Annotated in this window: 21 protein-coding genes; 10 read left to right on the forward strand and 11 right to left on the reverse strand. The window is 67.0% G+C overall.

What is annotated here, in order from left to right; translation table 11 throughout:
* Positions 1-76: 76 nt before the first annotated feature.
* Together A3M1_RS0102190 and A3M1_RS0102195 are read left to right on the forward strand one after the other, a co-directional pair.
* Positions 77-709: a cytochrome c oxidase assembly protein gene (locus tag A3M1_RS0102190; protein ID WP_018387314.1), complete on the forward strand. Its 633-nt coding sequence runs from the start codon at positions 77-79 to the stop codon at positions 707-709.
* Positions 706-1,212: a CopD family protein gene (locus A3M1_RS0102195; protein ID WP_018387315.1), complete on the forward strand. Its 507-nt coding sequence runs from the start codon at positions 706-708 to the stop codon at positions 1,210-1,212. Before A3M1_RS0102190 ends, A3M1_RS0102195 begins: the two co-directional genes overlap by 4 nt.
* Here A3M1_RS0102195 and A3M1_RS0102200 read toward each other — a convergent pair.
* Positions 1,173-1,682, reverse strand: a complete 510-nt coding sequence (locus tag A3M1_RS0102200; protein ID WP_018387316.1) for a DUF2231 domain-containing protein — start codon at positions 1,680-1,682, stop codon at positions 1,173-1,175. The genes A3M1_RS0102195 and A3M1_RS0102200 overlap by 40 nt on opposite strands.
* A 33-nt stretch (positions 1,683-1,715) precedes the next feature.
* On the opposite strand from A3M1_RS0102200, the gene coxB reads away from it, so the two are divergent.
* The 3 genes from coxB to A3M1_RS0102215 are packed head-to-tail and all read left to right on the forward strand — an operon-like array spanning position 1,716 to position 5,220.
* The gene (gene coxB / locus A3M1_RS0102205; RefSeq protein ID WP_018387317.1) at positions 1,716-2,378 is read left to right on the forward strand and encodes a cytochrome c oxidase subunit II; all 663 of its coding nucleotides are present in this window, start codon (positions 1,716-1,718) and stop codon (positions 2,376-2,378) included.
* Positions 2,375-4,900 carry a cytochrome c oxidase subunit I gene (gene ctaD / locus A3M1_RS0102210; RefSeq protein ID WP_018387318.1) on the forward strand — a complete coding sequence of 842 codons (2,526 nt, stop codon included), beginning with the start codon at positions 2,375-2,377 and terminating at the stop codon, positions 4,898-4,900. The genes coxB and ctaD overlap by 4 nt, the downstream gene beginning before the upstream one ends.
* A complete protein-coding gene (locus tag A3M1_RS0102215) occupies positions 4,897-5,220 on the forward strand; it encodes a hypothetical protein (protein ID WP_018387319.1) in 324 nt (107 codons plus the stop codon). The genes ctaD and A3M1_RS0102215 overlap by 4 nt, the downstream gene beginning before the upstream one ends.
* 21 nt (positions 5,221-5,241) lie before the next feature.
* Here A3M1_RS0102215 and A3M1_RS0102220 read toward each other — a convergent pair whose 3' ends face one another.
* The 9 genes from A3M1_RS0102220 to A3M1_RS0102260 form a co-directional block, all read right to left on the reverse strand.
* Positions 5,242-5,427 (reverse strand): DUF2256 domain-containing protein, encoded by a 186-nt coding sequence (locus A3M1_RS0102220; RefSeq protein WP_018387320.1) that lies wholly within the window; start codon positions 5,425-5,427, stop codon positions 5,242-5,244.
* Positions 5,424-6,962, reverse strand: a complete 1,539-nt coding sequence (locus tag A3M1_RS0102225) for a cryptochrome/photolyase family protein (RefSeq protein ID WP_018387321.1) — start codon at positions 6,960-6,962, stop codon at positions 5,424-5,426. Before A3M1_RS0102225 ends, A3M1_RS0102220 begins: the two co-directional genes overlap by 4 nt.
* A gap of 164 nt (positions 6,963-7,126) precedes the next feature.
* Positions 7,127-8,437 (reverse strand): histidinol dehydrogenase, encoded by a 1,311-nt coding sequence (gene hisD, locus A3M1_RS0102230; RefSeq protein WP_026221095.1) that lies wholly within the window; start codon positions 8,435-8,437, stop codon positions 7,127-7,129.
* Positions 8,438-8,445: 8 nt separating this feature from the next.
* Positions 8,446-9,333 (reverse strand): ABC transporter permease subunit, encoded by an 888-nt coding sequence (locus A3M1_RS0102235; RefSeq protein ID WP_018387322.1) that lies wholly within the window; start codon positions 9,331-9,333, stop codon positions 8,446-8,448.
* Positions 9,330-10,118, reverse strand: a complete 789-nt coding sequence (locus tag A3M1_RS0102240; protein ID WP_018387323.1) for a taurine ABC transporter ATP-binding protein — start codon at positions 10,116-10,118, stop codon at positions 9,330-9,332. The genes A3M1_RS0102235 and A3M1_RS0102240 overlap by 4 nt, the downstream gene beginning before the upstream one ends.
* 64 nt (positions 10,119-10,182) lie before the next feature.
* Positions 10,183-11,175: a taurine ABC transporter substrate-binding protein gene (gene tauA / locus A3M1_RS0102245; protein ID WP_018387324.1), complete on the reverse strand. Its 993-nt coding sequence runs from the start codon at positions 11,173-11,175 to the stop codon at positions 10,183-10,185.
* Positions 11,176-11,235: 60 nt separating this feature from the next.
* Entirely contained in the window at positions 11,236-11,934 is a 699-nt protein-coding gene (locus A3M1_RS0102250) for an aspartate/glutamate racemase family protein (protein WP_018387325.1), read from the reverse strand.
* Complete coding sequence (locus A3M1_RS0102255; RefSeq protein WP_018387326.1) at positions 11,934-13,142, reverse strand: DegT/DnrJ/EryC1/StrS aminotransferase family protein; 1,209 nt, start codon at positions 13,140-13,142, stop codon at positions 11,934-11,936. The genes A3M1_RS0102250 and A3M1_RS0102255 overlap by 1 nt, the downstream gene beginning before the upstream one ends.
* A gap of 3 nt (positions 13,143-13,145) precedes the next feature.
* Entirely contained in the window at positions 13,146-14,168 is a 1,023-nt protein-coding gene (locus A3M1_RS0102260; protein ID WP_018387327.1) for a D-cysteine desulfhydrase, read from the reverse strand.
* Between the two features lie 106 nt (positions 14,169-14,274).
* On the opposite strand from A3M1_RS0102260, the gene A3M1_RS24870 reads away from it, so the two are divergent.
* Complete coding sequence (locus A3M1_RS24870) at positions 14,275-15,210, forward strand: LysR family transcriptional regulator (protein WP_018387328.1); 936 nt, start codon at positions 14,275-14,277, stop codon at positions 15,208-15,210.
* Positions 15,211-15,223: 13 nt separating this feature from the next.
* Here the strand turns inward: A3M1_RS24870 and A3M1_RS0102270 are convergent, their stop codons facing one another.
* Entirely contained in the window at positions 15,224-16,186 is a 963-nt protein-coding gene (locus A3M1_RS0102270) for a LysR family transcriptional regulator (protein WP_018387329.1), read from the reverse strand.
* A gap of 552 nt (positions 16,187-16,738) precedes the next feature.
* Between A3M1_RS0102270 and A3M1_RS0102275 the strand changes: the two genes are divergently transcribed.
* The 4 genes from A3M1_RS0102275 (at position 16,739) to A3M1_RS0102290 (ending at position 20,230) form a co-directional block, all read left to right on the forward strand.
* The gene (locus A3M1_RS0102275; RefSeq protein WP_018387330.1) at positions 16,739-17,215 is read left to right on the forward strand and encodes a nucleoside deaminase; all 477 of its coding nucleotides are present in this window, start codon (positions 16,739-16,741) and stop codon (positions 17,213-17,215) included.
* A gap of 43 nt (positions 17,216-17,258) precedes the next feature.
* Positions 17,259-18,422, forward strand: coding sequence for a PotD/PotF family extracellular solute-binding protein (locus A3M1_RS0102280; protein ID WP_018387331.1), 1,164 nt, complete (start codon positions 17,259-17,261; stop codon positions 18,420-18,422).
* A 96-nt stretch (positions 18,423-18,518) separates the two neighbouring features.
* A complete protein-coding gene (locus A3M1_RS0102285; protein WP_245261545.1) occupies positions 18,519-19,427 on the forward strand; it encodes an ABC transporter permease in 909 nt (302 codons plus the stop codon).
* Between the two features lie 2 nt (positions 19,428-19,429).
* Entirely contained in the window at positions 19,430-20,230 is an 801-nt protein-coding gene (locus A3M1_RS0102290; RefSeq protein ID WP_245261546.1) for an ABC transporter permease, read from the forward strand.
* The last annotated feature ends 5 nt before the right edge of the window (positions 20,231-20,235 follow it).

A 20,235-nucleotide genomic window follows, 5' to 3' on the forward strand; every position in this document is an offset into this window, starting at 1 on the left:
TCCGATCATCCCCTATTGCGGTCCGGCTCCCGACAGCCTGCTGACGGCCTGGAACCTCGCGCCGCTGCCGCTCACCTTGTGCGCGGCGCCGCTCGCTCTGGCAGCCTTCTACCGCGGCATCCAGCGTGGACCGGCCCTGCTGGCGAGCGCGGCGCTGTTACTCGCCTTCGTCTCGCCGCTCTGCGCGCTGACCGTGGCGCTGTTTGCCGCGCGGGGGCTGCATCATCTCGTGCTCGTGCTGGTCGCCGCGCCGGCGCTGGCGCTGGCCTTCCCGCATCGCCTGCCCTTCGCGCGGGTCGGTGGCTTTTTCGGACTCTCGGCGTTCCTCTGGCTCTGGCACCTGCCCGCCGCCTACACGCTGGCCTGGAACAGCCACGCGATCTACTGGCTGATGCAGGTGGGACTGCTCGGCTCGGCCTTCGCGTTCTGGTCGCAGATATTCCATGCCGAGCGGCCGGCGGAGCGGATCGCCTCGGTCGGCATGGTGCTGGCGCTGGCCGGGCAGATGGGGCTGATCGCCGCCATCCTCACCTTTTCCCCGCGCATCCTCTATCTCCAGCATCTCGGCCTCACCGAGGCCTATGGCCTCGATGCACTGGCCGACCAGCAACTGGCCGGGCTTGTCATGTGGGTCCCGGGCATGCTGCCGCTCGCCCTTCTAGGCGCGCTCCTTCTGCGGCGCGGCTGGCGGGAGGCGAGCCTGACATGATCGCGCTGCTCAAGGCCGTGCATATCGCCGCGCTCAGCCTGTGGTGCGCCGGGCTGGTGGCGATGCCGATCGTGCTGCAGATCTATGGCCGACGCGAGGAAGTGCGCACGCAGGCGGGTTTTTCCGAGTTCCGGCTGCTGATGCACGCCGCCTATACCCGCATCGTCACCCCCGCCGCCATCATCGCCATCGCGGCCGGCACGGGGCTGATCTTCGCCGTCGGCCTCACCCAGCCCTGGCTGGTGGCCAAGCTTGTGGCGGTGGTGGGCATGGTGCTGGCCCATGCCTGGCTCGGCCATCTCACGGTGGAGGCGTCAGAAGGACGCGGCACCTACCAGATGCCGCATGCACTGCTCGCCTTGCCGGTCAGCCTGATCTGCATGGGCGCGGTGCTCTATCTCGTCCTCGCCAAGCCGGACCTGCGGCCGCTGATCGACGCGCTGCCGCAGGCCCTGACCACGCCTCAGGACCGTTCGCTTCCCGCCGCCTTGGTACCGATTTGATAATCGAAGACGAGTTTTCCGCCATGCCAGCCCGTCAATGCGGTCATCCCCGCCATGACCAGCGACAGAGCCAGCCCGACCGGCAGCACCGCGCCATCGGGATCGCCGATGCGGATGATCCAGTTGGTGCCGATGAGCGAGAGCAGCATCACGGCCAGGATGAAATGCGTCCAGCTCGACGAGCGGTTGCGTATGCCACGTACCAGAAGAAGCTCGGCCGTGCCTGTTATGGCGGCCAGCAGGCCCATGGCAAAGGCGCCGAACACCGCATAGGCCGCCACATGCGACCAGAAGCTGGCGCCGGTCCACATGTAGAGCAGATCGGCCCCCAGCGTGCTGAAGGCCAGCGCGATGGGGAAGGCCACCAGCATGGCGTGCAGCGGGTGGCCGGAAATGGCGATCTTCGATTCCGTGTCCTGCAAGGCCCGCCGCTCTTCCAGCGGATCGAACAGTTCGGGGCGCGTGTCCATCGGGTTCCCTTCGCGTGGCGGTCGGTCTCCCGGGTGAAGTGCGCAGCCCTCGCTGCGGTTCCCCTTGTTCTCTCGGGATGCACGGGGCCGCTCTCTACCCTGTCGCCGTCAGGGCCGATCGCGCAGGACATTGCCTGGCTGTGGTGGGCGCTGCTGGCCGGGGCGGCGCTGCTGGCGCTGATGGTGTTCGTGCTGGTCGCGCTCGGCTTCGGCCGGCCGCGCGAGGTGGCGGAGGGGCGCTGGGTCTTCGGCATGGGCGTGTGGTTCTCGCTGGCAGTGCTCACCCTAACCCTTGCCGGCGCGCTGTGGATTGGCGAGCGGATGCTGCCGCACGGGCCGGCGCTGGAAGTGCACGCTCATGCACGGCAATGGTCCTGGAGTTTCACCCATCCCGGCACGACGGGCCGGACTGAGACGGAAGGCGTGTTGCACATTCCCGCCGGTCGGCCGGTGGATGTGCTCCTCACCTCGTCCGACGTGATCCATTCCTTCTGGGTGCCGCAGCTCGGCGGCAAGATGGACGCGATTCCCGGCCGGCAGAACCGGCTGCGGATCGAGGCGGCGCGGCCCGGCACCTATGAGGGACTCTGCGCCGAGTTCTGTGGGCTGGAGCACGCTTCCATGCGCTTCGAAGTGATCGCGCATGATCCTGCCGCCTGGCCGCCGCTGCTCACCATGGAGGGCTCCCGCCCATGAGTCCGCCAGATGTGACGGCAATCCCCGCCAACCCGCCGCGCCGGGCGCTGCCCCTGCACCGGGAGTTGGACCGGGTCTGGCGCAATGGTCCCGGCCTGTGGGGGCAGGTCACCAGCGTCAGCCACACCACACTCGGCCTGCGCTTCATGGCGACTGCCTTCGTGTTCTTCGGCATTGGTGGCCTTCTCGCCATGTTGATCCGTGCGCAGCTGGCGACACCCCAGAGCGCCTTTCTCGACACTGCGCTCTACAACCAGATCTTCACGATGCATGGCAGCATCATGATGTTCCTGTTCGCCATTCCCATGCTCGAAGGGCTGGCGATGTACCTGCTGCCCAAGATGCTGGGCACGCGCGACCTGGCGTTTCCCCGGCTCTCGGCGCTGGGCTATTGGTGCTACCTGCTCGGCGGAACCATCCTGATCGCCGCCCTGCTGGCCGGAGTCGCGCCAGCGGATGGCTGGTTCATGTACACGCCGCTATCCGGGAAGACCTATTCGCCGGGCATCAATGCCGATGTCTGGCTGCTGGGCGTGACCTTTGTCGAGATTTCGGCGCTGGCGGCCGCGATCGAGCTGATGGTCTCCATCCTGCGCCTGCGGGCGCCGGGGATGAAGCTGACGCAGATGCCGCTCTTTGCCTGGTACATCCTCGGCACGGCGGCGATGATGCTGGCCGGCTTTCCCCCGCTCATCCTCGGCTCGGTGCTGCTGGAGATGGAGCGCGCCTTCGGCTGGCCGTTCTTCGACCCCGAGCGCGGCGGCGACCCGCTTCTGTGGCAGCATTTGTTCTGGCTATTCGGCCATCCGGAGGTCTACATCATCTTCCTGCCGGCGGCGGGCGTGCTCTCCACCGTCATTCCCGTGCTGTGCCGAACGACCATCGTCGGCTATGGCGCCATCGTCGCGGCGATCCTCGGCATGGTGTTCCTGAGCTTCGGGCTCTGGGTGCACCACATGTTCACGGTCGGCATCCCGCATCTGGCGCTGGCGTTCTTCTCGGCCGCCTCGATGCTGGTGGCGGTGCCCACCGCGGTGCAGATCTTCGCCTGGATCGGCACGATGTGGCGCGGGCGGCCCGAGCTGAAGCTGCCGATGCTGTATATTCTCGGCTTCTTCTTCACCTTCGTAATGGGCGGGCTGACCGGCGTGATGCTGGCGGTGGTGCCGTTCAACTGGCAGGCGCACGACACCGCCTTTGTCACCGCGCACCTGCACTATGTGCTGATCGGCGGCTTCGTCTTCCCGATGCTGGCGGGGGTGACGTGGTGGATGCCGCTGATGAGCGGGCGCCGGCGTATCAAGGGGCTGGGCGAGGCGGCATTCTGGCTCATCCTGATCGGCTTCCACGGCACATTCTTCCTCATGCACCTCACCGGCCTGATGGGCATGCCGCGCCGGATTCCGACCTATGCCGACAATCCCGAATGGATGTGGCTGAACCTCTCCTCATCGTTCTTCGGCTTTGTCATGACCATCGGCTTCGCCCTGTTCACGATCGACCTGATCCTGCAAGCGGGGTTCGGCAAGCGCAGCGTGCGCGATCCCTGGCAGGCCCCGTCGCTGGACTGGGCGATGGCGCTGCCGCCGCCCAACTACAATTTCGCGTCGCTGCCCGGCGTGGAACTGCAGAAGGAAGGCGCCGGTGGCGCCATGCTGAAGCTGGCGCGCGGCGAGGGCCTGCTGCCCGGAGCGCCGCGCGGCCGGCGCGAGATCCTGGTCACCTCCGTCGGCACGGCGCGGCTGGAGCATGTGGCGCTGCTGCCGTTCAACACCGCTCTGCCGCTGGTGCTGGCCCTCGCCATCTGTGCCTTCGTGCTCCTGATGCTGGCCGGCTTCTACGCGTTGGCGCCGGTGGCGCTGATCCCCGTGACCGGGCTGATCTGGGCCTGGGCACGCCGGGCGGTCGCCTCGGTCGACGCGGCGCCGGTGGAGGTCGCGCCCGGGTTGCTGCTGCCGGTCCACCCCGAGGGCGGGACCACCCTCACCCAGAGCGGGCTGCGCTGCCTGCTGTTCGCCGACGGGACGTTCTTCGCCTCGCTGCTGTTCGGGCTGGCGTTCCTCTCGCTGGTCTCGCCCGGCCCGCCCTTGCCGGCATGGGGGGCGGACCAGAAGGTGCTGCTATCTGCCTTGGCCGGGCTGTCGCTCCTCGTGACGGGGGGCCTTGGCGCGCGCTGGGCGCTGGGGCGAGTGGAGTCCGGACGCCCGGCCGGAGCGGCCTTGTTCGGCTGGGTGATCGTCAATCTGGTGGCGCTTGTCGCCCTCGCCGCGCTGGCCGCCGGGCTTCCAGACCCCACCCGCCATGCCGGCGACGCGGTGCGCGCCGCCCTTGTCGCCTATGTCGGCCTGCACATCACTATTGCGGTGCTGTTCAGCGCCTTCGCGCTCGACCTGGCACGGCGGGGCGAACTGGCGCACGGCCGCGCCGGCGCGCTGCGCAATGGGTGGCTGTGGCAGGGCTACACGCTCGCCGCCGCAGCGCTGGCGACCGCCGCCCTGTGGGCGCAGGAGGCGGCGTTATGAGGCAGGTGGGCGGCATGGTCTGGCTTGGCTGGCTGATTGCCGGACCGACGGCGTGGGCGGGCGCCTTCTCCGTCGCCTACGGCCTGCACGGGCTGGGCTGCGAACTTGGCTGGCCGGCGCTCGATGTCGGCCCCCTCAGCCTGCAGCGCATGGCCATCGCCCTGCCCTCCCTCGCCGCCATCCTGCTCTGCCTGGTGCTGCTGTCTCGGGTGAAGGCGACGCTCGGGCCAGAGGCCGGCCTTCCCCGGCTCGGCCTCTGGATCGGCCTGATCGCCACACTCTACACTATGGCGCCGGTGCTGGTGGCCACGAGTTGCTGACCGTCCCGTGGCGCGCGCCCTTTAACCGTCATCGCGCGGCGCGCCGACGGGCCGGCTTTTCGGCTGGCGACGGCGGCGGCAGGCGTCCGAGCAGTAGAGCACCTCGTCCCACACCCGGCTCCACTTCTTGCGCCAGGTGAACGGGCGCTGGCAGACGGCGCAGCTCTTTGCCGGCAGGTTCGCCTTTGCCGTGCGCTTCCCGCTCACAGCTGTCCCTCACGCATGGCGAGAAGGTGCGCCTGCGCCTGTCCGCGCAAAGCCGCCTGCTTCTGCGCGCCCATCTTGTCCCAATTGGCATAGACATAGGGCATGCGGGCATTGCGACTGAAGCGTTCGCGGTGGCGCGCCAGAAAATCCCAGTAAAGCGCATTGAAGGGGCACGCGCCCTCGCCCACCGAAACGGTGGGGTCATAGGCGCAGCCCTCACAGTAATTGCTCATGCGCCTGATGTAATTGCCGCTGGCCGCATAGGGCTTTGAGGCCAGCAGCCCGCCATCGGCGTGCAGCGCCATGCCGAGCGTGTTGGAGGCTTCCACCCACTCATAGGCATCGGCATAGACGGCGAGATACCATTCATGCATGGCCTTCGGCTCGATGCCGGCCAGAAGGGCGAAATTGCCTGTTATCATGAGCCGCTGGATATGGTGCGAATAGGCGTGGTCATAGGTATGGGCGAGCGCTTCACGCATGCAGGCCATGCGGGTCTCCCCGCTCCAGTAGAACCAGGGCAGCGCCTCGGTGGCGTCAAGCGCGTTGCGTTCGATATAGCCGGGCATGAAGCGCCAATAGACGCCGCGCACATATTCGCGCCAGCCCAGGATCTGCCGGATGAACCCTTCGGCCGCGTTTAGCGGCGCCCGCCCGTCGCGGTAGGCGGCTTCGGCCTTGCGGCAGACCTCCAGCGGGTAGAGCAGCCCGGCATTGAGATAGACCGACAGCAGCGAATGGCTGAGATAAGGCTCGCCCCGCACCATCGCGTCCTGGTAGTCGCCGAAGCCGGGCAGGATATGCGCGATGAAATGGTCGAGCTCACGCAGGGCCTGGCGCCGCGTCACCGCGAAATGAAACGGCTCCAGCCGGCCATAGCCCTCCGGGAACTTCCGGCGCACCAGATCGAGCACGTCGAGGGTGATGGCGTCTTTGCGGAAGCTGAGGCGCGGCGGGGATTGCAGCCCCACTTTGGGCGGCTTGCGGTTTTCCTCATCGTAATTCCAGCGCCCGCCGGTCGGCATGCCGTCCGCCTCGATCAGAATGTCGTGCCGCCGGCGCATCTCGCGGTAGAAGAACTCCATCCGCAGCTCACGCCGGCCATCGGCGAAAGCCGCGAACGCGGCGTGCGAGCAGAGGAACCGCGTGTCGGAGAGGATGTCGAGCGGAACGGGAAGCGCCAGCCGCAGCGCCTCGAAGCCCTCGCGCAGCCGCCACTCACCCGGCTCAGTGACGGCGACGCGGCTGGGCGCGAGTGCCGCCACCGCGCGGAGGATTTCACCCTCCAGGCTCTGGCTGTTGCCCGCATCGTCGAGCGCGACATAGCGCACCGTGTAGCCCGCGTTTTTCAACGCGTCGCCATAGTGGCGCATGGCGGAGAACAGGAAGGCGATCTTCTTGACGTGATGGCGGACATAGCTGGCCTCGCTCATCACCTCGGCCAGTAGGAACACGTCACGGCCCTTGTCGGCGCCGGCCACGATCTCCAGTTGCGACGACAACTGGTCCCCGAGGATCACGCGCAACACGCCCATTCCGCCGCTCCCCTCTCAACGTAGGTGGCGGCGACCTTGCCGCAGCCGCGCGGATCTGGCCATGGGCGAAACGACACGCGCATGCTGTGGCGGCGCCATGGAGGATGGACGTCCCCGCGCCGTTGCGCGCGAGGACGTTAACCGCCCTCCGGGAGGGTTAAGCCTCAGTCCTCCGCCGGCGCGAGGTCGAAGGTCTCGCCGGGAAAGAAGCGGGCGAGGCGCACATCGGCGCTGCGGGCATGGCCTTCCATGCCTTCCTTGCGGGAGATGCGGGCCGTGACGACGCCAAGATCGCGCGCCGCCGCGCGGGTGGCGCGCTGCCACGTCACCGTCTTCATGAATTTGTGCACCGACAGCCCGCCCGTATAGCGCGCCGCCCCTGATGTCGGCAGCACATGGTTGGGGCCGGAGGTCTTGTCGCCGAAGGCCACGGTCGTCTCCTCGCCGAGGAACAGCGAGCCATAAGCCTGAAGGCGCCCGAGCCACCAGTCGAGATCGGCCGCTTGCACATGCAGGTGCTCGGGGGCGTAGCGGTCGGCGATATCAGCCATCTCCTCGGCATCGCCGCACAGGATCACCTCGGCATAGTCCGCCCAGGCGGCGCGAGCGCTGGAGCGGTTCGGCTCCGGCAGCACCTCGATCAGGTCCGGGACCCGCGCCATCACCGCCTCGGCCAGCGCCGCCGAGGTCGTCGCCAGCCACACCGGCGAATTATAGCCGTGCTCGGCCTGACCGATCAGGTCGTTGGCGACGAACTCAGCATCCGCGCTCTCATCGGCCAGGATCATGCTATCGGTCGGGCCGGCGAACATGTCGATGCCGACGCGGCCATAGAGAATGCGCTTGGCCTCGGCGACATACTGGTTGCCGGGCCCGGCGAGTACGTCCGCCTTGGGCAGGCCGAACAGCCCGTTGGCCATCGCCGCCACGCCCTGCACGCCGCCAAGATTGAGGATCACGTCCGCCCCGCACAAATCCATGGCGAAGACGATTTCGGGGGGTATGCCGAGCCCCGGCCGGGGCGGCGAACAGGCGACGACATGGCGCACGCCGGCCACCCGCGCCGTGGTGATGGTCATGATCGCGCTGGCGATATGGGCATAGCGCCCGCCGGGCACATAGCAGCCGGCGGCCTCGACCGGGATCTGCTTCTGCCCCGCCATCAGGCCGGGGATCACCTCGATGGCGCAGTCCAGCACCGTCGCCTTCTGCGCCTGCGCGAAGCGGGCGATGTTGGCGTGGGCGAAGCGGATGTCGTCCTTGGTCTTTTCAGGCACGCGGGCGATGGCCGCCCGCCGCGCCTCGTCCGAGAGAACGATCTCGCCCTCCCACTTGTCGAACTCCCGGGAGAAGCGGCGCACGGCGGCCTCGCCTTCCGCGTCGATGGCGGCGAGCATGGCGGCGACGGCATTCTTCACGTCGCCCTCGTCGGAATGGGCGGCCCGGACGGCCTTCTTGAGATAGGTCACGGTCATGGCAATGCTCACATCTTGCCCTTCCAGGGCACAATCCGGCGCTCGATCCAGCGCATCAGCATGTCGAAGAGGTAGGCGATCGCCGCGATCACCACGATGCCCATGATGACGGTGGAGGTCTGCAGGAACTGGCTGGCGGAGAGCACCATGTAGCCGAGCCCCTCGGTCGCGGCGATCATCTCGGCCGCCACCAGCGTGGTCCAGCCGAAGCCGATGCCGATCCGCATCGCGGTGAGGATCTCCGGCAGCGAGGCTGGAAGAATAACGTAGCGCAGCACTTTCCAGCGCGAGGCACCGAAGGAATAGGCGGCGTGGATCTGCTCGATCGCCGCCGATTTCACCCCCGCCCGCGCGCCGAGCGCCACCGGGGCGAACACGCTGAGGAAGATGAGCAGCACCTTGGAGAGTTCGCCGATGCCGAACCAGATGATCATCAGCGGCAGATAGGCCAGCGGCGGGATCGGCCGGTAGAACTCGATCGGCGGATCGAGAATGCCGCGCATGGCCGGGCTCATGCCCATGGCGAGCCCGAGCGGAATGCCTATGGCGCAGGCGAGCAGGAACGCGCCGAACACCCGCGCGGCGGAAATCGCGATGTGCTGCCAGAAGGGCGTGTTGGTGAAGCCGTCGCGGGCGACGTCGAGAAACTTCTGAACCACCGCGCCCGGCGAGGGCAGGAACAGCGGCTTGATCCAGCCCATTTCGGTGACCAGCCACCAGACGAAGAGGAGCAGGCCGATGGACAGAAGCGACAGCCACAGCGTGTCGCCATCGCCCGGCACGCCATAGGCCTGGCCGGGCTTGACCGAGCGGCCCCGCGCCAGCGCCGCCAGCCGGGATGACAGCCGCGGGCGCGGCTTTTGTTCGACGGGGCTGATGTGATCGAGGGGGCTCATGCGGCGGCTTCCTCGTCGGCGAAGATGATGCCCAGCACCTCTTCGCGAAGGGCGATGAATTCCGGAGAAGCCTTGACCTCGCGCGCGGAGGCGCCATCGAGGAAGCGCCGGGAGAATGGCAGCTCGAAGCGATGGGCGATGCGCCCCGGGCGCGGCGACATGACGATGAGCCGCGTGCCCATGAACAGCGCCTCTTCCACATCATGGGTGATGAAGAACACCGCCTTGCCGGTGCTGTTCCACACCCGCAGGATCAGCTGCTGCGCCTTCTCGCGGGTGAGCGCGTCGAGTGCCCCCAGCGGCTCGTCCATCAGCAGAAGGCGGGGATCGCAGGTGAGCGCCCGTGCGATACCCACACGCTGCTGCATGCCGCCGGAGAGCTGATAGACCGGCGAGTTCTGGAAGCCGTCCAGCCCCAGTAGCGCGATGTATTTTTCCGCCGTGGCGAGGCGCTCGCGCAGCGGCACGTCCTGCATCTTCAGGCCGAACGCCACATTGTCGCGCACATTGAGCCACGGCATCAGCGCGTGCTTCTGGAACACCACCGAACGGTCGGCGCCCGGCCCGGTGACGGCGGCGCCGTCGAGACGGATGGTGCCGGAGCTGGGTGAGAGAAAGCCCGCCAGCAGGTTGAGAAGGGTCGACTTGCCACAGCCCGACGCGCCGAGAGCGACAACGAAATCGTTGCGGTCCATGGTCAGGCCGATCTTGCGCAGCGCCTCGACCGGCGGTCGACCATTGGCGGCGGGATAGACGACGGACACGTCGTCGACGATGAGCACCATTGCATGTCCTCCAGAACGCCGGGCAGGCCACTTGCCCGCCCACCCGGCGTCGAGATGGGGAGCCTTACTTGGCCGTGGCGGCCTTGGCGATGGCGGTGTTCACGAACGGCGCATAGCTCTTCGCCACCTTCTCGATGCGGCCGGCGCTCTTGAGGAACTCGGCGGTGGACTTGAGCGTCGCCGGGGCGCTGCCGAGCCATTTGTCGCTGAGCTGCTCAACCAGTGGCACGAAGGTGTAGCCCTTCATCGAGTCCGGGATTTCCTCGGGCGAGGCGCCGGTCATCTTGGCGATGGTGAGCACCTGCGGGCTGGTCGCGGTCCAGGCGGCCGGGTTGGCGAGATAGGCGGCGTTGGCCTCGTCGGCCACCTTGGCGAAGGCGGCCATCTGCTTGAGGTTCTTGGCGGCGAACTCCTTGTCGACCACCCAGCCATCGAAGGTCGGGAAACCCCAGCTGGCGGTGGTGTCGGCGCCGAGAATGCGCTTGCCGGTCTTGATGATCCGGCTCTGTGCCGGCTCCCAGATAAAGGCGGCGTCGATGGCGCCCTGCTCCCAGGCGGCGGCGATCTGGTCTGGCGGCATGCCCATAATCGTGACCTCGCTCACCGGCACCTTCTCATGCTGCAGCGCGCCCATCAGCGAGAAGTGGGCGGTGGAGCCGATCGGCACGGCGACGCGCTTGCCCTTCAGGTCGGCGACGCTGGTGATGCCCGAGCCGTCGCGAGCGATCAGGCTCTCGGCCTGGCCGATGACGATGGCGAGCATGAACATCTGGATGTCCACGCCCTGGCTCATGGCGATGGTCATCGGCGAGGAGCCGAGTTCCGACACCTTCACGTCGCCGGAGGCCATGGCGGCGATGATTTCGGCGCCGGACGCGAATTTGCGCCATTCGATCTCCCAGCCCGTGGCCTTCTCGAACAGGCCCTCGGCGCGGGCCACCTGCATCGGCGTCGGATTGCCGAAATGGCCGATGACGATCTTCTCCGCAAAGGCGGAGCCGGCGGAAAGAATGAGGGCGACGGTGCCCGCCATCAGGCCCCGCATGGTCTTGCTCATGTCACTTAACTCCTCTGTCAGGTCGGTCGTGGTGGCCGGGCCTTCTGTGGGCCCGTGAATTCAAGCGTCCCGCGCGAGCGAGAAATCAACGATGGCGCCCACCAGCACATCCAGCGTGTCGAAGGCTTTTGCGCCCTCTTCAGCACTGTCGGCCAGGAGCGAGAACTCGGTGCAGGCGATCATCTGCGTGGCGACGCCCGCCGCCAGCAGCTGCGCCGAAGCGCGCCGGAAGATGTCGCGGGAACCGGCATCGACGCCCCCGGCCTTGATGCGACGGATGGCGCCGAGCAGCGCCGCCTCGTCGTCGGGGTAGACCGCCGTCAGCCCTGCCTGCGCCATGCTGCCGTCGAACAGGCCGATGCGGCGCAGCGCGGGGGAGGCGATCACGCCGACGCGCCCGCCGGTGCCGGTGAGGCGCGCGGCATGGGCGACCGAAAGTGCCACCATGTCGAGGAGGGGAATGCCCACCGCCGCCGTGATCGCCGGGGCGAAATGGTGCGCCGTGTTGCAGGGCATGGCCAGCGCCTCGACGCCCGCCGCTTCCAGCCGCCGCGCCATGGCGACCAGCACCGGCGCGGGATCCTCGCCGGTGCCCTCGATCAGCCGGGCGATGCGCGAGGGTACTTGCGGGTTCTGGTCGACGATCAGCGGGACATGGTCGCGGTCATCCGCTGCCGGTACGGCGGCGATGACCCGGCTCATAAGCAGGACCGTCGCCTGCGGCCCCATGCCGCCCAGTATGCCGACCCGGCGCGGCATCAGCGTGTGCCCTCCGCCAGCGTCTCATCCAGCGCACCGAGAATATGGGTGGCGATGAGATCGCAATCCTCCAGCAAGAAGGTGAGCGGGATCCGCATGTCGAACAGCGTGGCCAGCACGCGCTCGGTCTGCGGCAGCTCGTGCCGGGCGATGTAGCGCCACGAAGTATGCGCCGAGGTGAAGCCGACCGGCTCGGCCGCGCCGAACCATTTCAGCTCGACGCCGCGCCCCGCCGCCGCCGCGAGAAGGGCCGTACAGCCTCCGGCGGACAGCGCCGGCACCCGGAACTGGATGGAGGAGCCGACATAGCTTTCCTGCGGCGGGCGGGCCGGCATCTGCACCGCCGGATGCGCGGCAAGCAGCGACGCGAGATGGTCATGGCGCGCGTTCCAGCCGGCAAGGCTGTCTTCGATGCGCGCCAGCTGCGGGCGTAGCAGCGCCGCGCGCAGATTGTCCATGCGCGCCGACATGTTGGGCGTGTCGAGCCGCACCTGCGCGAACGCCTCGGCCGAGGGCGCGGCGCCGTGCCGCTCATAGAGCATGTAGGAGCCCGACAGCAGCACCGCCCTCGCCATCAGATCGGCATCGTCGGAGGTCAGCAGCCCGCCCTCGCCGGAATTCAGGTGTTTATAGGTCTGGGTGCTGAAGCAGGCGGCGAGGCCGAAGGCACCCGATCTCCGCCCGTTCCAGCGCGCGCCCATCGTATGGGCGCAATCCTCGATGACGCGCAGGCGGTGCGCGATCGCCAGGGCAGTTAGCTTGTCCATGTCGCAGATATGGCCGCGCATATGCGACAGCAGCAGCACAGTCGCGCCCGAGGCCGTGGCCTTGGAGCTGAGATCGTCGAGATCGATGACGAGATCGTCTGTCGTCTCCACCAGCACGGGCACCGCGCCAACCGCCGCGATCGCGCCGGGCACGGGAGCGAGGGTGAAGGCATTGGTAAGCACGCGCTCGCCCGGCATCACGCCCGCCGCGCGCAGCGCGATCTGCATCGCCTGCCCGCCGGAGGCCAGAGCGAGGCAATAGCGCGCGCCCTGCCAGCGGGCGAATTCCTCCTCCAGCCGGGCCGCTTCCGACACTTCGCCGGGCGCGACATTGTAGCGATGCAGCCGGCCGGAGCGCATCACCGCCTCGGCGGCGGCGATGGCGTCCTCGGGGAGTGGCAGCTGCTGGGTGAAACTGCCGGTGAAGCGGGGCGGTCGCATGGGTCAGGCCGTGGCGTGCGCGGGCTGTTCGTCGGCGAAATAGGCGTCATAGCCGAATAGCGCCGCCGAGCCGCCAGTGTGCAGGAAGACGATGCGTTCGCCCTTTTTGAAAATGCCCTTGCGGACATAGTCGATAAGGCCGGCCGCGCCTTTGCCGGAATAGACCGGATCGAGGAGGATTCCTTCCAGTTCGGCGAACAGGCGGATGGCCTCCAGCGTGTCGGCGCCGGGAATGCCATAGCCGCGGCCGACATAATTGCTGTCGGCCACCACATCCTCGCGCTGCACCACGCCGGGGCAGCCCAACTTCTCGGCGGTGCGCTCGGCAAGGGCGAAGACGTTCTCCTCCTGCTTCTGCTTGGGTGCACGCACGCCGATGCCGAGCAGCGGCACCTGGGCGTTGATGGCCTTGAGGCCTACGATCAGCCCCGCCTGCGTACCGGCGCTTCCGGTGGCGGTGACGATATGGTCGATGGCGAGACCGATATCATTGGCCTGATTGATCAGTTCCAGCGCGCAATTGGCATAACCGAGCGCACCTGTGGGGTTCGAGCCGCCGCCGGGGATCGTATAGACCTTGCGCCCCTCGCCCCGCAGGCGATCGGCGACCTTTTCCATCTCGGCGTTCATGTCGAGCCCGCCGGCCCGCGTCTCGGTCGTCGCGCCGTGCAGATGGTCGAGCAGCACATTGCCGTTGGTCTTGTAGTTGCGATCATTAGAGCCTGTCCGGTCTTCCAGCAGCAAGTGGCAGGCGAGGCCGAGCCGGGCGGCGAAGGCGGCGGTTTGGCGGGCATGGTTGGACTGGGTGGCGCCCTGCGTCATCACCACATCGGCACCCTGTGCCACGGCCTCGGCCATCAGGAATTCGAGCTTGCGGGTCTTGTTGCCGCCGGTGGAAAGCCCGGTGCAGTCGTCCCGCTTGATCCAGATCTCCGGACCTCCCAGTTCGCGGCTCAGACGATCGAGCCGCTCCAGCGGCGTGGGAAGATGCGCGAGGCGAATGCGGGGGAAGCGGGCGAAGTGCATGAAACAATCCTCAACTTGCGTATTTCGATGTTTGCAGATCATCTTCGGCACTTCAAATGCGAAATTATTCACATAAGATGCAAGTCATGCATATTAGGAGATGCTGATGCGGCTGGAGTGGCTGGAGGATATTCTCGCGGTTGCGGAGACAGGCTCCTTCAGCGAGGCGGCCGAGCGGCGGCGGCTGACGCAATCGGCCTTCTCGCGCCGGGTGCAGCACATCGAGGACCATGTCGGGGTGGCGCTGTTCGACCGCTCGCGCAAGCCGGTTCAGCTGCGCCCGACCACCGCCGAACAGCGCGACCAGATCGCCCGGCTCGCCCGCACCCTGCGCCAGCTCACCGATGATCTGCGCCGGGGCGACCGCACCGCCGGCAACCGCCTGGTTCTCGCCAGCCAGCATGCCCTGACCGCCTCATGGGCGCCGCGCTTCATCGACACGATCCAGTCGGAGAATGCCGATATCTTCCTGAAGCTGAAATCGGCGAACCTCGATGAGTGCTTCGCCTTCCTGCTGTCGCGGCAGGCCGATATAGCCGTGGTGTATCGGCGCATCGGCGAGGAACACCCCATCGCGGCCAACTACATCGAGACGACGATCATCGGGCGCGACCGGCTGATCCCGGTCTTCGCCCGCGCCCATGGCGCGCGGCTCAACGCGCAGTTCGCGCAGGGCGAAGTGCCCTTCATCGCCTATCCCCCGGAAGTCTTCCTCGGCGAGGTGATGGACCAGATCGTGCTGCCCGCCATCCACGGCGCGAGCCATATGGTGCCCAAGGTGGAAACCGAGCTGACCCTCGCAGCGCTGGAACTCGCGGCGAACGGCATCGGCGTCGCCTGGGTGCCCGCGACGCTTGCCCGCGCGCGGATAGAGGCGGGTGATCTTGCCGATCTCTCGGCCGGCCTGCCCTATTGCGATCTCGACGTCACGGCGGTGCGACTGGCCAACCAGGCCACGCCCGTCGAGGCCACGGTCTGGGAACAATTGTCCCGCATGGATGCGCCGCCCGGGGCGACGGCGGACGAGCCCGACATCGACTGACGGGTTGGGTGGCTCATCGCGGCCCGGCCCGCATGGCCTCGCCCCGGCCTTTGTCCGCGCGCAGCCGGGCCCGCCAGGCCCCGGTCTCGACCATGCCGGCGATGACGTCGGCCATCACCTTCGCCACCGCGTCGCTGCCGCGTGGATTCATGGTGCGCGGCGATACCACCACCGACAGGCGCCAGGAGGGCGTCGGGTCAAGGATGGGAACGGCGACCATCTCGCCACGCCGCATCTCGTCGACGAAGGCGAAATGCGGCATGACCGCCAGCGCCCGGCCCTGCTGCACCAGCTGGGCGATCGCCGGCAGGCTGTCGCAATCCATCGCCACCGCCTTGATGTCGTGGCGGGCGGCGAACTGCTCGATCACGGTGCGCAACACATTGGGCGCACCCGGCAGGACGATGGGGTGCTCGAACACGGCGCGAAGCGTCACCCCGTCGCCGGCGGCGAGCGCATGGCCCGGCGGCACGAAAAGCATCAATTCCTCGACCATCATCTCGGTCCAGGCGACGTTCTCGAAGGCCCGGCGGTCATAGAGCAGGGCGACATCGAGCCGGCCCATCTGCAGGAACTCGTCGAGATAGCCGGTCATCGCCTCCACCACGCGCAAGGTGATCCTGGGCTGGCGCTCGGCCATGGTGGTGATCAAGGGGATGGACAGGCCGCGACAGGCCGAGGTCGGCAACCCAACCGCGACGCGGCCCGAGGGATAGACCGATTGCGAGCGCACCACATCCCTGACGCGCTCGACCTCCTCCAGGATGCGGCGGGCATGGTCGTAGAGCTGCTGGCCCATCTCGGTCGGGGTCACGCCGCGCGCGTGGCGCAGGAAAAGTTCGACGCCCAGTTCCTCTTCTAGGTTCTTCACCTGCTGGCTCAGTGAGGGCTGGGCGATCCGCAACATCTCGGCGGCGCGGGAGAAATTGCCGCTTTCCGTGATCTGCACGAAGTATTTCAGCTGGCGAAGATCCATGAACCACCTTTCACACGCCTGAACTCTGCGTGCCATCACCCAAATGTCAAACTGATGAACAAACGATCATTTGCATAATCTATAGGCATCATATTCTTGATAATTCAATAAATCCCGATAGTTATATCGCTCAATCAGCCATTGCGATTGCCTATAAATGGATGCAATAGGCTTAGCCTATATTGGTGATTGGAAAATCATCTTTGTCGAACGCCGCCGCTTATCTCTAGCCTCTCCTCTCGTCGAGCCACGGGAAGCTCCCCCCGCGACCCGTGGCGTCGGGAGATACGGCATGCCTTCAGCACGAATTCTGCGCTGCCAGTGGCTGGCGGTGGCGGCAGCGCTTGGCCTTTCGACCGGATGGCCATCGCGAGGCGCGCGCCGGACGTCGTGGTCGCGGCGGTGACGGCCGGAATCGCGGCGACGGCCTGCTGGTCAGGCGCCAGAGCTGCGGCCGAACTCTGGCCGGTCCAATGCCGTTTCCGTCAACCTCGTCGCTCCCCACCTCCGCCGCCCTTCCCGCTCCGCGAGCCACATCATGAGGAACACGTCATGAGCACTCACGAGACCTTCATGCGCCGTGCCATCGAGATCAGCCGCGACAAGATGCGGGCGGACGGGGCGGCACCGTTTGGCTGCGTCATCGTCAAGGATGGAGTGATCGTCGGCGAGGGCGTGAACAACGTCGTCAACAACCACGACGCCACCTCGCATGGCGAGGTCGAGGCGATCCGCGATGCCGGGCGGAACCTCAAGAGCTGGGACCTCAGCGGCTGCGATCTCTACACGACCTGCGAGCCCTGCGAGATGTGCGTCGCCTCGATGTTCTGGGCGCGGATCAGCCGGCTCTATTACGCCAACACGCTGAAGGACTGCGCCGATATCGGCTTCAAGCTGGAACCGCTGACCACCATGGTCCGCAGCGAGCTTCACGCGCGCACTCTCCCCGCCGAACGACTCCTTCCCGCCGAGGCCCGCGACGTCCTCGACGAATGGGCAGCCTCACCCGGCTTCAGCCCGTTTCAGTGAGTGCCGGCCCGATCAAAACGACCTTCCCGATGGAGACGACGACATGAACGAGTTCGACGGCCCGATCACCGATTTCCGGGCGCTGCTGCACCCGACGAACCGCCGCCGGCTGCTCCAGGGCGCCAGCCTGCTCGCCGGCGCCGCCGCGCTTGGCGTGACCGCCACCGCCCCCGAGCCGGCCTATGCCCAGGACAAGGTGCTGAACCTGCTCTCCTGGCCCGGCCATGCCGATCCGGCCGTGGTCAAGCCGTTCGAGGACAAGTACGGCGTGAAGGTGGTCGCCAAGGAATATGTCGGCGGCGAGCCCATGCTGGCGCTGATGAACCAGTCGCCTCCCGGTTCCTTCGACGTGGTGCTGGCGGATGCCGAATATATCCACATGCTGAAGGAAGGCGGTTTCATCGACAAGATGAACCCGGCCGATTACCCGCTCGCCGATTACTGGCCGGAGTTCCAGAAGTTCGAGCCGCACTGGGTCGGCGACGATCTCTATTCGGTGCTGATCCGTTTCGGCTATCTCGGCATCGCCTACCGCACCGACGTGCTCTCGGATGCCGACGTGAAGTCCTACAAGGCGCTGTGGGACCCCAAGATCAAGGGCAAGCTCGGCTTCTTCGACTGGTACCTGCCCACCATGGGCTGCCTCAGCCTCTATGACGGCAACAAGCCGCCCTTCGACATTTCCGACGCCGCCTTCGGCAAGCTGAAGGAAACGCTGTTCTCGCTCAAGCCGCAGACCGCCGGCTTCTACTCCATGGCCGACCAGTTCTCCATGCTGACCAACGGCACCGCCGCCGCCATTCCCGGCGTCGGCGACTGGGTCGTGCTGCTGCTGCAGAAGAGCGGCGTGCCGGTTTCGGCCACCGTGCCGGACGAGGGCGGCATCCAGTGGACCGAGTCGATGTCCATCGTCTCCTCCTCCACCAAGAAGGACCTCGCCAAGGCCTTCATCCAGTACATGTCCTCGCCGGAAGGCCAGGTGCGCTCCTCGATCATGCCGGCCTACTGGGCCTCGATCCCCAACAAGAAGGGCTGGGAGCTGCTGAACAAGGATCACCAGGCCGAGGCCAAGGCGCTGCGCCACACCTTCGACGCCCGCAATGTCATGGACGAGTACAAGGACGGCAAGATCTACATCCGCAAAACGCCGGTGAAGCAGACCATCGAGCAGTGGAACGACGTCTGGTCCGAATTCAAGTCGATGTAGCCCGCGCGCCATCCGGCAGGCGGCCCCGCGTCGCCTGCCGGTGATCGTCCGCGGTGACCGCCCGCCTCGTCTCTCCGTACCTGACCCGAAGGCTTCATGAGCGAACCTTTGCCCGCGCCGGCCACCGGACCTACTCCCCTCAAAGCCACGTCGCGACGCGCCACGGGGGCACGCTTTGCCGTGTTCTGGGGCGCGCCGCCGGTGCTTTGGCAGGCCGCGTTCTTCCTGGTGCCGCTCGGCTTCCTGGTCGCCATGACGTTCTGGTCGGTGAAGAGTTTCCGCCTGACGCCCGACGCGACGCTGGCCAACTGGACGTTCATCCTCAACGCCGGCTTCTTCCGCAACGCCTATGTCTACACCTTCTGGCTCTCGGCCCTGACGGCGTTGATCGCCAGCGTGGCGGCCTTCCCGGCCGCCTATACGCTCGCCTACAAGGTCAGCCCGGCGACGCGGCGCTTCATGATCTTCATGCTGGTGGTGCCGTTCTTCACCAGCTATCCCGTCCGGATCTATTCCACCCAGATCTTCTTCAGCCCGCAGGGTATCATCAACACCGTGCTGGTGCCGCTTGGGCTCGGGCCGCTGCAGGTGCTGAACACCCCGACCGGCACGGTGGTGGGCTATCTCGTGCTCACTTTGCCGCTGGTGGTGCTGCTGCAGACCTTCGCCCTCGCCAATGTGCCGCGCATCCTGATCGAAGCGGCGCATAATCTCGGCTGCGGCCGGCTGCGCACCATAGGGACGGTGATCATCCCCTCGGCCCGCATCGGGCTGATCGTCGCCGGCACCTTCGCCTTCGTACTGGCCTTTGGCGACTATGTGGCACCGACCTATCTCGGCGGCTCCAGGCCGCCCACGCTCAGCATCCTCATCGCCGACCAGGTGAAATCCGGAAACAACTGGCCGCGCGCCTCGGTGGTGGCGGTGATGATGATCATGACGTTGATGGTGGTGATGCTGGTCATGATCGGCCTCGCCTATGGCCGGCGGAAGGAAAGGGCATGAGCATGGCCGCGCTCCGCCGCCTCCTTCTGGTCGCCTATACGGTCCTGGTGTTCGCGTTCATCTTCGCGCCCATCGTCTCGACCATCGTGTTCTCGTTCAATGCCGACCGCTTCCCCAGCCTGCCCTGGGGCGGGTTCAGCCTGCAATGGTATGAGGCGATCTTCGCCGACGCGACGATCCAGCGCGGGCTAATCAACAGCCTGATCGTCGCTGGCGTCACCTGCGTCATCGCCACCTTCCTCGGCTTCTCCGCCGCCTATATCGACTATCGCTACCGTTTCCTCGGCAAGTCGGTCTATCTCGCCCTGGCCGCCCTGCCGCCGACCGTGCCGGTGGTCATTCTCGGCGTGGCATTGCTCACCTTCGAGGGGCGGGTCGGCCTGTCGGGGACGCTCCAGGGCATCATCGTCGGCCATGTGGTGCTGAGCACGCCCTTCGCCATGGCGCTGGTGCGGATGCGGCTCGCCGATCTCGACCCCGACATCGAGCGCGCGGCGTGGAATCTCGGCGCCTCGCCTTGGGCCACCATGTTCGGCGTGATCGTGCCGTTCTGCACGCCCGCGATACTCGCCGCGATCTTCCTCACCGCCGCCGTCTCCTTCGACGAGTTCATGATCGCCTGGTTCGTCTCGGGCGTGAACGAGACGCTGCCGGTGCGCGTGCTTGCCATGCTGCAGGGGCAGGTCAGCCCGCGCATCAACGCCATCGGTGCCATCGTCTTCGGCGTCAGCATCACCCTCGTCGTGCTCGCCCAATTGCTGCTCGGACGCATGTCCGGCCGCGCCGCCCGGAAGAAAGGATGACGCGC

Origin of the sequence: Ancylobacter sp. FA202, assembly GCF_000380205.1 — a bacterium.
Classification (GTDB): Bacteria; Pseudomonadota; Alphaproteobacteria; order Rhizobiales; family Xanthobacteraceae; genus Ancylobacter.

Coding starts and splice junctions, on each gene's coding strand:
- A3M1_RS0102195 (WP_018387315.1), top strand. CDS start 706: ATGATCGCGCTGCTCAAGGCCGTGCATATCGCCGCGCTCAGCCTGTGG.
- A3M1_RS0102200 (WP_018387316.1), bottom strand. CDS start 1,682: ATGGACACGCGCCCCGAACTGTTCGATCCGCTGGAAGAGCGGCGGGCC.
- ctaD (WP_018387318.1), top strand. CDS start 2,375: ATGAGTCCGCCAGATGTGACGGCAATCCCCGCCAACCCGCCGCGCCGG.
- A3M1_RS0102215 (WP_018387319.1), top strand. CDS start 4,897: ATGAGGCAGGTGGGCGGCATGGTCTGGCTTGGCTGGCTGATTGCCGGA.
- A3M1_RS0102225 (WP_018387321.1), bottom strand. CDS start 6,962: ATGGGCGTGTTGCGCGTGATCCTCGGGGACCAGTTGTCGTCGCAACTG.
- hisD (WP_026221095.1), bottom strand. CDS start 8,437: ATGACCGTGACCTATCTCAAGAAGGCCGTCCGGGCCGCCCATTCCGAC.
- A3M1_RS0102235 (WP_018387322.1), bottom strand. CDS start 9,333: ATGAGCCCCCTCGATCACATCAGCCCCGTCGAACAAAAGCCGCGCCCG.
- A3M1_RS0102240 (WP_018387323.1), bottom strand. CDS start 10,118: ATGGTGCTCATCGTCGACGACGTGTCCGTCGTCTATCCCGCCGCCAAT.
- tauA (WP_018387324.1), bottom strand. CDS start 11,175: ATGAGCAAGACCATGCGGGGCCTGATGGCGGGCACCGTCGCCCTCATT.
- A3M1_RS0102250 (WP_018387325.1), bottom strand. CDS start 11,934: ATGCCGCGCCGGGTCGGCATACTGGGCGGCATGGGGCCGCAGGCGACG.
- A3M1_RS0102255 (WP_018387326.1), bottom strand. CDS start 13,142: ATGCGACCGCCCCGCTTCACCGGCAGTTTCACCCAGCAGCTGCCACTC.
- A3M1_RS0102260 (WP_018387327.1), bottom strand. CDS start 14,168: ATGCACTTCGCCCGCTTCCCCCGCATTCGCCTCGCGCATCTTCCCACG.
- A3M1_RS24870 (WP_018387328.1), top strand. CDS start 14,275: ATGCGGCTGGAGTGGCTGGAGGATATTCTCGCGGTTGCGGAGACAGGC.
- A3M1_RS0102270 (WP_018387329.1), bottom strand. CDS start 16,186: ATGGATCTTCGCCAGCTGAAATACTTCGTGCAGATCACGGAAAGCGGC.
- A3M1_RS0102275 (WP_018387330.1), top strand. CDS start 16,739: ATGAGCACTCACGAGACCTTCATGCGCCGTGCCATCGAGATCAGCCGC.
- A3M1_RS0102280 (WP_018387331.1), top strand. CDS start 17,259: ATGAACGAGTTCGACGGCCCGATCACCGATTTCCGGGCGCTGCTGCAC.
- A3M1_RS0102285 (WP_245261545.1), top strand. CDS start 18,519: ATGAGCGAACCTTTGCCCGCGCCGGCCACCGGACCTACTCCCCTCAAA.
- A3M1_RS0102290 (WP_245261546.1), top strand. CDS start 19,430: ATGGCCGCGCTCCGCCGCCTCCTTCTGGTCGCCTATACGGTCCTGGTG.